This window comes from Herbaspirillum sp. SJZ099 (assembly GCF_007828355.1).
Taxonomy (GTDB): Bacteria; Pseudomonadota; Gammaproteobacteria; order Burkholderiales; family Burkholderiaceae_D; genus Herbaspirillum.
Genome location: NZ_VIUO01000001.1, coordinates 992,565 through 1,004,843, shown reverse-complemented (window position 1 = coordinate 1,004,843; position 12,279 = coordinate 992,565). Strand labels below are relative to the sequence as shown.

6 protein-coding genes and 2 tRNA genes are annotated in these 12,279 nt (G+C 60.8%); 1 reads left to right on the top strand and 7 read right to left on the bottom strand.

Translation table 11 applies throughout. The features are described 5' to 3' along the window. Positions 1–60: 60 nt before the first annotated feature. Complete coding sequence (locus tag FB597_RS04305) at positions 61–2,022, bottom strand: long-chain fatty acid--CoA ligase (protein ID WP_144768266.1); 1,962 nt, start codon at positions 2,020–2,022, stop codon at positions 61–63. 258 nt (positions 2,023–2,280) lie between these two features. Between FB597_RS04305 and FB597_RS04300 the strand changes: the two genes are divergently transcribed. Continuing rightward, on the top strand, positions 2,281–2,937 hold the full coding sequence (locus tag FB597_RS04300) for a Crp/Fnr family transcriptional regulator (protein ID WP_255464063.1): 657 nt from the start codon (positions 2,281–2,283) through the stop codon (positions 2,935–2,937). 309 nt (positions 2,938–3,246) lie between these two features. On the opposite strand, the gene FB597_RS04295 is transcribed toward FB597_RS04300, so the two are convergent. The 6 genes from FB597_RS04295 to lon all read right to left on the bottom strand — a co-directional run bounded on the left by FB597_RS04295 (position 3,247) and on the right by lon (position 12,111). Continuing rightward, on the bottom strand, positions 3,247–6,531 hold the full coding sequence (locus FB597_RS04295; RefSeq protein ID WP_370454641.1) for a filamentous hemagglutinin N-terminal domain-containing protein: 3,285 nt from the start codon (positions 6,529–6,531) through the stop codon (positions 3,247–3,249). A 67-nt stretch (positions 6,532–6,598) separates the two neighbouring features. Continuing rightward, on the bottom strand, positions 6,599–8,173 hold the full coding sequence (locus FB597_RS04290) for a ShlB/FhaC/HecB family hemolysin secretion/activation protein (RefSeq protein WP_144768262.1): 1,575 nt from the start codon (positions 8,171–8,173) through the stop codon (positions 6,599–6,601). Between the two features lie 751 nt (positions 8,174–8,924). Next, positions 8,925–9,001 (bottom strand) — tRNA-Asp (locus tag FB597_RS04285). A 27-nt stretch (positions 9,002–9,028) separates the two neighbouring features. After that, a tRNA-Val gene (locus tag FB597_RS04280) sits at positions 9,029–9,104 on the bottom strand. 45 nt (positions 9,105–9,149) lie between these two features. Further along, positions 9,150–9,422, bottom strand: a complete 273-nt coding sequence (locus FB597_RS04275; RefSeq protein WP_141916721.1) for an HU family DNA-binding protein — start codon at positions 9,420–9,422, stop codon at positions 9,150–9,152. 280 nt (positions 9,423–9,702) lie between these two features. Continuing rightward, positions 9,703–12,111, bottom strand: coding sequence for an endopeptidase La (lon, locus tag FB597_RS04270; RefSeq protein ID WP_141916718.1), 2,409 nt, complete (start codon positions 12,109–12,111; stop codon positions 9,703–9,705). Positions 12,112–12,279: the final 168 nt, after the last annotated feature.

Genomic DNA, 12,279 nt, shown 5'->3' with positions numbered 1-12,279 from the left:
GGGTTCGGCCGGACCGACAGGCCCGGTTCGTGTGGCTGCATGCATGCGTCGGCGCGCCGTTCAGGCCGCGCGCCCCAGCGCCGCGAAGGTCTTGGCCTCGGCGATCTTCAGGTCGGCCGCAATCATGCCCTGCCGGCCGTCCTCGAACTTCACCTGCGTCTCGATGTATTGCGACGCACGGCCGTCATACAACGCCTCGATCAGCACCGCGTACTTGTCGGCGATGAAGCCGCGCCGCACCTTGCGGGTGCGGGTCAGTTCCTCGTCGTCGGGGTCGAGCTCCTTGTGCAGGATCAGGAAGCGGTGCACCTGCGAGTCGGCCAGCAACGGATCGGCGGCGAGGTCGGCATTGACCTTTTCCACGCATTCGCGCACCAGCTCGTAGACGGCGGGATTGGCGGCCAGGTCGGTATAGCCGCTGTACGGCAGGTTGCGCCGCTCGGCCCAGTTGCCCACCGCGTCCATGTCGATGTTGATGAAGGCCATGCACTTGTCGCGTCCGTTGCCGAAGGTGACGGCCTCCTTGACGAAGGGGAAGAACTTGAGCTTGTTCTCGATGTACTTGGGCGCGAACATGCTGCCGCTTGCCATCTTGCCGACATCCTTGGCGCGGTCGATGATCTTGAGGTGGCCGTCGCTGTCGAAGAAACCGGCGTCGCCGGTATGGAAATAACCTTCGGCGTCGATGGCTTCGGCGGTAGCGTCGGGGCGCTTGAAGTATTCCTTCATCAGGCCGGGCGAGCGCACCAGCACTTCGCCGTTGTCATCGATGCGCACCTCCACGCCCTTCATCGGCCGGCCCACGCTGTCGAGCTTGACGTCGCCCGAAGGCTGCATGCAGATGGTGACGCAAGTCTCGGTCATGCCGTAGAGCTGCTTCAGGTTGATGCCCAGCGAACGGTAGAAGTCGAACAGGTCGGGGCCGATGGCTTCGCCGCCGGTATAGGCCACGCGCAAGCGCGACATGCCCAGCACATTCTTCAGCGGGCCATACACCAGCAGGTCGCCCAGCGCATACTGCAGGCGGTCGACCAGCGATACGCCGGGCTTCCTGTCGAGGATGCGCATGCCGACGCGGCGCGCCACGCGCATGAAACCGTGGAACATCGTGCGCTTGATCCAGCCGGCGTCCTCGATGCGGATCATTACCTGGGTCAGGATGTTTTCATAGATGCGCGGCGGCGCGAAGTAATAGGTCGGGCCGATCTCGCGCAGGTCGCTCATGACGGTATTGGGCGACTCCGGGCAATTCAGGCAGAAGCCCGCCACATGCTGCTGGGCGAACGAGTACAGGAAGTCGCCGATCCAGGCCAGCGGCAGGTAGCAGAGGATGTCATCGTCTTCGTCGAGGCGGTCGAACTCCACCAGCGTGCGCGCGGTGGCGATCATCGCGCGGTGCGAATGGCAAACGCCCTTGGGCTTGCCGGTGGTGCCGGAGGTATAGAGGATGATGGCGACGTCGTCGGGGTTGCCGGCCTTGACCTGGTCCATGAAGAAATCGGGATGCGCGCGCTCGTAGGCGCGGCCCAGTTCCTGGACGCGGGCAAACGACAGCAGTTCCGGCTGATGGTAGTTGCGCATGCCGCGCTCATCGTCGTAGATGATATGCGCGATGCGCGGCAGGTTTTCCTTGATCTCGAAGACCTTGTCGACCTGCTCCTGGTCTTCGGCCATGACGAAGTCGACATTGGCGTCGGCCAGCACATAGGCCATGTCGGCGGCCGGCGCATCCTGGTACAGCGGCACCGGCATGCCGCCCAGCACCTGCGCGGCGGACATCGCCCAATACAGGCGCGGGCAATTGTTGCCGATGATCGCCAGGCTCATGCCGCGCCTGAAACCCAGCGCGGCCAGCCCGCAAGCGAAGGCGCGCACTTCGTCGGCCACCTGCTGCCAGCTCGTGGCTTGCCAGATGCCCAGGTCCTTCTCGCGGAAGGCCGGGCGCTGCGGCCGTGCCTGCGCGTGCGCAAGCAGCAGCTGCGGAAACGTTGGCGTTTCCGTCTCTTGTCTCGTCTCCACCATCTTCCCACCTTCTTTTTGTAGGTTCGGAGGATATTGCCAGGATGCTGGAAATATCCGGTGTCGGATCAGTCTGTGCCGCCTTGCTTACGTCGGTCTTACTACGTCCGTCGTGAAGTCTTGCGTGCCAGCCGTCCTGTATTTACATACTCTTTTTTTGGATGATAGTAGAGTCAGTTGTTGCCAGCGGATGTCATCTCACCGACAATTGTCAAACTTTCGATATTGCGACGCATCATGATGGAGACACCGATCAGAACCATGCTGGCAAAAAGCATCTGGGCGCAAGCACTGACAGAAGCTCAGTTGGCCCGGGTGGAGGCCGAGGTATCGAGCCGCAAGATTGCCGCCGGCGGCTACGTATGCCGCAAGGGCGATCCGGTGACGCATTGGATCGGCGTGCATGAGGGCTTGCTGAAAATGAGCAGCGTCTCGCCGGAAGGCAAGACGGTCTCGTTCGCCGGCATGGCCAACGGCGGCTGGCTGGGCGAAGGTTCCCTGCTCAAGGATGAACCGCGCAAGTATGACGTGGTGGCGCTGCGCGAGAGCGAGTTGCTCTACATGCCCAAAGCCACCTACATCTGGCTGCTGGACAACAGCATTCCCTTCAACCGCTTCCTGGTCACGCAATTGAATGAGCGCCTGGCGCTGTTCATCTCGCTGGTGGAATACGACCGCATGCTGGAACCGGATGCGCGCGTGGCGCGTTGCCTGGCGGCGCTGTTCAATCCTTACCTCAATCCCGGCATCGGCCTGAACCTGCAGATTTCCCAGGAGGAAGTCGGCAATCTCTCCGGCACCTCGCGCCAGCGCGCCAACCAGGCGTTGCAGGTGCTGGAAAAGGCCGGTTTGCTGAAAGTGGATTACGGCAGCATCACCATCAACGACCTGGATGGGTTGCGCCAGTTCCCCGGATGAACTCCGCTTGGTCGCCCGGCATTTCTTCGCCCAAAGCCGGCAGGCCAGCCTGCGTTAATGCACAGCAACACCAAAGGACGACAAGCGCCGGAACCTGATTCCGGCTAAATCCCACGCTGGCTTTCGCCAAACAAGCGCACCTGCTCCCTCACCTCTTCGAACAAGGCCTTGCCCCAGTTGCTGCGCATCTTCGAGAATCGCACACACGATGCCTTCGGTCATTTCCTTCTTGATTCGGCCTACAAACTTCATCGTCCTCCCTGCTTTGATGTCATCGTCCCTGCGTGGCGGCCTGCGGTCTTTCAAAATTCATTGCCGCGGCGGCCTGGCCAGTTTTCGATATTGTTCTACAGCTGCCTCCAAGGCGCCATCTCCTGCGTCTTCCTCCGCCTTGGAAAAACCTTCGTCCCGGTTGCTGTTTTGGCCATTTACGGCATTCAGGGTGGTGACTACCTCATTGATTGCCACTTGTGCCGGCCGGGCCAGCTCTGCGACCGTCGGCAACGAGAGTGCCCCGCATAGCGGCGAATTCGGCGCGGCGGCGCAGGCCTCAGATGGGGTTTCCGGCGTGGGCTTCGGTATCAGCGTCGCCGTGACCGGGCCATTCCTGTCCGTGACAGTACCGCCGTTTTGCACGTACGCCGTTGCCGTCATGGCCACCGTGCCGTTAGTCGATTTGACTACCGCCGCATTGCCGATAGTCAGCGTATTGTCCGGGTTATAGCCGGGGCCGGAGATCAGCGCAATCGAGCCGCTGTCCGACAACACCTGGCCATTCACCGCCAACGGGCCATTGGCTTGCAGCGTGATCGCTCCGGCGCCGGTCGAGACAGTGCCGGCAGTCGTCATGCCGCCTGTGTTGGCGATCTTGATGGCGCCGCCATTGCCGCCTCCGGCATCGACCTGCTGCACGTCATGCACGATCAACACGTTCGTATTATTGCCGGTGTTGGCGATATTGATCGGCGCGACCGAATTCGCGCCGGCGGTATTGGTAGCAGTCAGTTCAGCCACCCTGGTCAGCAGCGCACTGGCGGCGCTGCCAACGCCGCCGGTGGTATTCAGGGTCAAGGCCTGCCCCGCCAGGGTGCCGGCGCCGCTGATATTGTTGGCTGACAGGCTGATGTTTTGCGTCTTGGCGTCTACCACGCCATCCACCGCGATATTGCCAGGCGTAGTCACGTTGATGGCGCCGCCGCTGCCAATGCCGGTCAGCGTGATGGCCTTCAATGCAATGCTGTCGGCATTGTTCACCGTCAGCGAGCCGATGCCGGGCGCCGTCAGTGCGCCAATGCGATTGGCGGTGCCGCTCAGGTTGGCCGAGCCAGGCGCTGCCACACTCAATAAAGGCGTTGTCAGCGTCGTGTTGTTATTCTGGTTGATGTTGCCGCCCGCCGTCAGCGAGATGCCGGTTGCGCCGCTGATATTGCCATTGATCGTCAAGTCGTTGGCAGCCGTGAAGCCGAAGTTGCCGGTGGTGGCGCTGCCGCTGATGCCGCCCGCCATATTGCTGCCGGTCAGCGCGACCGAACCGGCGTTGACGACCAAACTATTGGCGGTAACCGGCCCGGGGCCACTGACCGAGCCGCTCATGCCGTCCAATGTCAATTGGCCCCGGGTTTTGAGAGCATCGGATACCGTGATCAGATTGCCGCGCAGGTTGAGCTGTTGGTATCCGGCCGCGCTATTGGTCAAGTCGATCGCACTGGCTACTGTCAGTGCGGCGCTGTGGCTCGTGTTCTGGCCGATGTTCAGTATCGGTGCATCCAGTCGATTCAATTCGGCGTTGGTCAGGCTCAGCTGGCCGGCAACTTTGGCGCCGAGGTTGATACCTGTGTTTGTGCTGTAGGTATCGATATTGATGATGCTGCCTGTGACGCTACCATTCAGATTGATGTTGTCGGCAGTGAAGGACAGCGATGAGTTGTTGCCGGCGCTACTGCTGATATTGCCGTTGGCGCCAAGCGTAATGACACCTCCCGCCACGGTGGCATGCGCATCGAAATTGCCGCCGGACATTGATACAGCACCATTAATGGTGACATAACTGCCTTTCAAGGTCGCATTACTGCCGTAAGTGCTCAATGCATCAATACCGCCCAAGTTCGCCACGGTCACCCCTCCTGTGCCGGAGGCGCTGCCGCTGGCAGCATCGTTGGCACTGAGCGTGATGCCTCCATACATGTCAATCGGTGCATTGACTTGAATGTCGTTGCCGGCCTGCGCAGTCAGCGAAACGTTGGCGCTGTTAAATATCGCGCTGTTGAAGGTGATGTCGTGCTTGGCTTGCAGCACGACATTGCTCATCGATTCCGAGATCAGGTCGGCCCCGATCGAAGTCACGCCGCTTGCGGGGCCTGTATCGAAGGTCGCCACATCGGTCAGGGCGCCGCCGCGGCCGGATACCACGGCAATATCATACGGATCCAGCAACCAGTTGCCGATCTTGCCTGCGGCCGCGCTGGTGTTGACGCGCGCGCCGGCAACATCGAGATAGCCTCCCGACGTTTCCACCAGCCCGCCATTGCCGCCGGCCGCGCCGCCGCGCGCCGTCAATGTGCCGTACATGCGCGTCGCATCCCGCCCCCACACCACCACGGTGCCGCCATTGCCGTTCTGCGTAGCGTCGGCGCGGATCGTCGCGTCCTGGCCGACGTAGACGGCGTCGGCATTCATCACCGTCGCATTCTTGCCCTGGTAGTCGCCGCCCACCAGCACCTTGCCGCCGCCGCTTTCGCCGCTGGCGTCCACCACGGCATTGCCGGTCACGCCTACCTTGGTGCCCAGCAGCATGATCTCGCCGCCGCTATTGAGATTGCTGCCGGTGGCGCTGGTCACGCTGCCGGCTTCCACCATCGTGGTGTCGCTGGCTTTGAGTACGATCTTGCCATTTTCGCCGCGCACCGCGCTGTTGGCGTTGATGATGCCGCGCTGATTGATCAGCGCGCCGTATACGCCCACGCGGCCGCCCTGCGCCACAATGCTTCCCAGGTTCAACGCCTGGTCCGACGGCGCCGACACCACGACCTGCACATTCGGATCGGCCGAATCGAATAGCTGCACGCTCTTGCCGGCCGCCAGCACCACATCGCCATTGGGTGAGGAAATGATGCCGCTGTTTTCCACCGATGGCCCGATCAGGAAAATCTGTCCGCCGGACGGCGTGGTAATCGTGCCCTGGTTGCTGACCTTACCGGCACTGTCGCTGCCGCTGAAAATATTTTTCCCGGCAAGAAAATCGGCATTGGAAATATTGAGGCTGGAAGCCACCAGGCCGTTGACATCCACGCGCGAACCGACGCCGAAGATCACGCCGTTCGGGTTGATCAGGAACACCTTGCCGTTCGATTGCAGGGAACCGAGGATCTGGCTCGGATCCTGGCCGGTAATCCGGTTCAGTACCCGGCTGTCGCCGCCTTGCTGGATGAAACGGGTGATTTCCCCGGCCGCAATCGAGAAACTGTTCCAGTTGATGATGGTGTTGGGGGTGTTGGTGATGGTGTACTGATTGCCCTGCTGGCTGAACGTCGCGGCGCCATTGACCACCGTCGGAGCCACCGGATTGGCTTGCGCGGCACCGAAGGCGGCTGCCATCGTAACGGCCAGTGCATTGCGTCGCAAGTGGAATGGGGTGTGCTGTTTCATTTCGGATTTTCCTCGATTAGTAGGCCAGGGCCAGGCGCGCATGCAGGCGATTGGAATCGGCGCGAGGAGTGATGCCGGCGTTGATCACATGGCCGTAATCCAGTTGCAGGTTGGCATAGCCCGACAGCACGAAGCGCACCCCAACGCCGACGCTGGCGATGGTGATGCTGTCCAGCTCGCCCGGCAGCGCCTTGTTGCGGCTGAGATGAGCGGTATCGTAGAAACCCAGCAGACGGCAATTCCAGCCGACCTGTGGACACAGATTCGGCGTGTATGCCTCCAGGTTGACGGCCAGGCCGGAATCGTTGGCGAATTCGCGTTCGAGGAAACCGCGCACCGACGCCGCCCCGCCGGCGCCGAATTGCTCGCCGGGGACCAGCGCATCGCGGGTGTACTGGCCGTTGGCGATGGCGCGCAGTTGCCAATCGTTTGCCAGCGCACGGGTAATACTGCCGCTCATGCGCAGGATCGAATAGTCGGCTTTGGCATTCATGCGCGCCTGCATGAAGGCATGCCGGTCGCCGTTCGGACCACCGGGGATGTTATGCAGCAGCGTGACCAGTCCCGCCACCTCGCCCATCCTGATCGGCGCATTGGCCTGATAACCGATGCTCACCGGATGCACCGTCACGTCGTTGCCCAGTTCTACCCCGGCAAACTGCACGCTGTTCTTGAAAGCCTTGACGTCGATGCCGTACGACAAGGTAGAGCTGAAATCGCTGCGCCGAACCAGGGCCTGGTTGTAGCGTGCGCCATACGCCGAGCCCTTGCCGCTGACTGCCAGGTTGAACAGGCCGGCATTGATGGTGCCGGAATCGATGTTGGAATAGCTGGCATACAGGTCCAGCGAGTCGCCCAACGCATAGAACGGAATATGATAGCTGGCGCCATAGACCTTGACGCGCCCCGGTTCCTCGGCCGAGGTGATGTACTGCAACGTGGCGAGATGGTCGCGGCCGAACAAGTTGGCGTTTTGCAGGGCCACGGCAAGCTGGGTCCTGCCGGTGGAGGCATTGCCGGTATTGGCGGCGCTGCCCATGATTTTCCAGGGCGACTCGTCTTTCACGTCCAACACCACGTCGACGCGATCCTTGTCCTCGCCGCCTTGCAGGCGCATCGTTACCTTCCTGGCCTGGCTTTCGTTGCTCTGCTTCAGGTTGGCAGAGACCGCGTCCAGGTCGGGCGGCTGTCCTTCCTTCAGCGCAGGCAGGCTGCGGCGGATATTGGCTTCATCAACATACCGGTTGTCCCTGACCGTCACGCGGCCGACCTTGGTTTCCTCGACCCGCAACGTCACCACGCCACCGTTGAGCTCCTGCTCCGGCAGTTCGATGACGACCAGCTTGTAACCTTTGTCGCGATAGGCTTTTTCCAGCGCTTCCTGCGCCTCCTTGATATCGCCGAAACCACGTTCCTTGCCGGCGTACCGGCTCACTGCGGCATCCACCTCGGCTTGCGGCAACAAAGTGTTGCCCTCGACCTCGAAGCGCGAGATTTCAAAACGAACGGCGCTGTCATCCGCGCCCCGGGCCGACGCCATGGCAACGGCCAGAAGGGTGCCGGCAAGCAGACGCTTTAAACCAGGCTTCATTTGCGAATTCATGGTGCTTCTTTCTGATTCTTGTTGTCATGCGCGAGATGGGCGCAGTCACTGCTTGCCATTCTGCAAAACCGCAAGCCGTTTGTCTCTACTGCATATGTAGTATTGACACCTGCTTCGGATACCCGGAAATAGCGCACGGGAGCGCACGGGAGAACGCTCCGATGCCAAAGCAGCCGGGGGATGGACGGAAAAACGGCGAAAAAAAACCGCTCATTACCTGAGCGGTTTTTCATCTCCATCGATATCAGGCAAGAATACCCAACCGACCGGAAATAAGAATCGGAAGATTTGCTGCGCGAATCAAGGCGTAAACTCGAGGCATAAACGTAAAAACGCCCGCTTACACGGTAATGCCGTTCAGTTAAGGCCAATTCTGAAGCACTCATCACAGCCCCGTTCGGGCCGTATCGAAGCCAGCGTGTCGGCCCTACCTACCAGTCTTGCCTGCCCTTCGATACGCTGCTGCGCAGCTACTCAGGGCGAACGGAGTCTGGACTGCACAAACCTCCACAAACAAAAATGCCGTTCAGCGCTTAACTGAACGGCATTACCGCTTACGCGGGCGTTTTTATCTGGCGGAGCGGACGGGGCTCTCCTACACTTGCGCAGGCCGCGGAATCGCTTGCAAGCGATTCCCTTCTCGCCCCGCCGCAAGCCGCGCAGGCGGCTTGCTCCGCACCGCCACTTTTTGCTGCGCAAAAAGAAAAAGGGCCTGCTCAATGAGCAGACCCTTTTTAACTGGCGGAGCGGACGGGGCTCGAACCCGCGACCCCCGGCGTGACAGGCCGGTATTCTAACCAACTGAACTACCGCTCCTAAACTTGTTCAACTGCTCGATGCCGATGGTGGGTGCTGAGAGGCTCGAACTCCCGACCTAAGCCTTGTAAGGGCTCCGCTCTACCAACTGAGCTAAGCACCCCGATACCTTAACAGTTTTCCGCTTTGTCACCAGCGGCGAAGTCCGTTATTTTATAGCATCTTTCAGCGCCTTGCCAGCTTTAAATTTGGGCACTTTCGCTGCCTTGATCTTGATCGCTGCGCCGGTCTGCGGGTTGCGGCCGGTACGCGCTGCGCGCTTGCCGACTGCGAAGGTGCCGAAGCCAACCAGGGTCACGCTGCCGTTCTTCTTCAGCGTGGTCTTCACCGCGCCGATGAAGGCATCGACTGCGCGGCCGGCGGCGGCCTTGGAGATGTCTGCGGCACCGGCAATATGTTCAATCAGTTCGCCTTTATTCACTTACGCCCCTTGTACAAATAAGTTTGATTATTAGTGACAGCGCTTGCGACTCAACGACAGAGCCCTTTCACCGTCGCTTGCCTTGCGGAAAAATTCCGCAGCGGCTATTAAACAAGTCGCAAATCCTTGTGTCAAGCGGGTTTCCGTCTTTTGCGGCAATTTTCAGGCTGGCAGGCCTTTTTCCGGAAAGAAGCCAGGCCGGTAGCGGCTTCAGAAAGAAAAAACGCCTCCGAAGAGGCGTTTCCAACTTGTCGCGTTACCTGTTCCGAGGCAGCGCTTTTCAGTGCTTGACCACCGGATCAACAACGCCGTCCTTGGGGGCGACGGCCGATTCGACGATCGCCTCGTCTTCCGGCAGTGCAACCGGCTGGCGCTCCAGCGCGATTTCCAGGACTTTGTCGATCCAGCGCACCGGGACGATCTCGAGCTTGTTCTTGACGTTGTCCGGGATCTCGGCGAGATCCTTCACGTTCTGCTCGGGGATCAGTACGGTCTTGATCCCGCCGCGATGCGCCGCCAGCAGCTTTTCCTTCAGGCCGCCGATCGGCAGCACTTCGCCGCGCAAGGTGATTTCGCCCGTCATCGCCACATCGGCGCGCACCGGGATGCCGCTGAAAATCGATACCAGCGCGGTCGTCATGGCGATACCCGCGGACGGGCCGTCCTTCGGCGTCGCGCCTTCGGGCACGTGGATGTGGATATCGCTCTTCTCGAACACTTCGTTCTTGATGCCCAGCTTGCGGGCGCGGCTGCGCACCACGGTGCGGGCCGCTTCGATCGATTCCTTCATCACGTCGCCCAGCGTACCGGTGCGGATGATCTGTCCCTTGCCGGGCATGTTGACCGCCTCGATCGTCAGCAGGTCGCCGCCCACTTCGGTCCATGCCAGCCCGACCACCTGGCCGATCTGGTTTTCCTTTTCGGCGATGCCGAAATCGAAACGGCGCACGCCCAGGAACTTGTCCAGGTTGCGCGAAGTCACGGTGACCTTCTTCTCCTGCTTTTTCAGCAGCAGCATCTTCACCACCTTGCGGCAGATCTTGGACACTTCGCGTTCCAGCGAACGCACGCCGGCTTCGCGGGTGTAGTAGCGAATGATGTCGCGGATCGCCGATTCGGCGACGCTGATTTCACCTTCCTTCAAGCCGTTGTTCTTGATCTGCTTGGGCAGCAGGTAACGCTGCGCGATGCTGGTCTTCTCGTCCTCGGTGTAGCCCGACAGGCGGATGACTTCCATCCGGTCCAGCAGCGCCGGCGGGATGTTGAAGGAGTTCGAGGTGGCCACGAACATCACGTCCGACAGGTCGAAGTCCACTTCGATGTAGTGGTCCGAGAAGGTGTGGTTCTGTTCCGGATCCAGCACTTCGAGCAGGGCCGACGACGGGTCGCCGCGGAAATCCATGCCCAGCTTGTCGATTTCGTCGAGCAGGAACAGCGGGTTGCGCACGCCGACCTTGGACAGGCTTTGCAGGATCTTGCCCGGCATGGAGCCGATATAGGTACGGCGGTGGCCGCGGATCTCGGCCTCGTCGCGCACGCCGCCCAGCGCCATGCGCACGAACTTGCGGTTGGTGGCGCGGGCGATCGACTGGCCCAGCGAGGTCTTGCCGACGCCCGGAGGACCGACGAAGCACAGGATCGGCGCCTTCAGCTTGTCGACGCGCTGCTGCACGGCGAGATATTCGAGGATGCGTTCCTTGACCTTGTCCAGGCCGTAGTGGTCGCCTTCCAGCACCTTCTCGGCGTTGGTGAGGTCGTTGTTGACCTTGGACTTCTTCTTCCAGGGCAAGCCCACCAGCGTATCGATATAGTTGCGCACCACGGTCGCCTCGGCCGACATCGGCGACATCAGCTTGAGCTTCTTGAGTTCGCCCTGGGCCTTTTCCAGCGCTTCCTTGGGCATCTTGGCCGCGAGGATCTTCTTTTCCAGCTCTTCCAGATCCGCGCCGTCTTCGCCTTCGCCCAGTTCCTTCTGGATGGCCTTGACCTGTTCGTTCAGGTAGTACTCGCGCTGCGACTTTTCCATCTGGCGCTTGACGCGGCCGCGGATGCGCTTTTCCACCTGCAGGATGTCAAGCTCGCCTTCCAGCTGGCCGAGCAGGTGCTCGTAGCGCTTGGCGACGTTGAAGATCTCCAGGATCACCTGCTTCTGCTCCAGCTTCAACGGCAGATGCGCGGCAATGGTGTCGGCCAGGCGGCCGGCATCGTCGATGCCGGCCAGCGAGGTCAGGATCTCGGGCGGGATCTTCTTGTTCAGTTTCACGTACTGGTCGAACTGCTGCACGATGGTGCGGCGCATGGCCTCGACCTCGGCTTCGTCGCCCTGCTCGGACTCGACCGGGGTCAGGTCGGCCACGAAATGCGTTTCCAGTTCGCTGATGTGGTGGATGCGCGCGCGCTGGGCGCCTTCGACCAGCACCTTGACCGTGCCATCCGGCAACTTCAGCATCTGCAGGATATTGGCCACGCAACCGATTTCATAAATGTCATCGGCGGAAGGCTCGTCCTTGGCGGCGGCCTTCTGGGCCGCGAGCATGATGCTCTTGCCTTGCTCCATGGCCGCTTCCAGCGCTTTGATCGACTTGGGGCGACCAACGAAGAGCGGAATCACCATGTGCGGGAACACAACCACATCCCGTAACGGCAACAGCGGCAATTGCGATTGTTCTGTAAGTATTGGAGTCGTCATGGCGGGCCTTATCAATGAATACTGTGAATGATGTTGGCACGAGTGACCAAAACACAAGTCCGGCTGAGTTAAAAAATCAGTGCAGAAAGACCGATGTCATGATCGCAACAAAATAAAAAAAGCCACACACGAAGTCGCCCTCGGGTGGCTTTGCGATGGAAGCCAGAG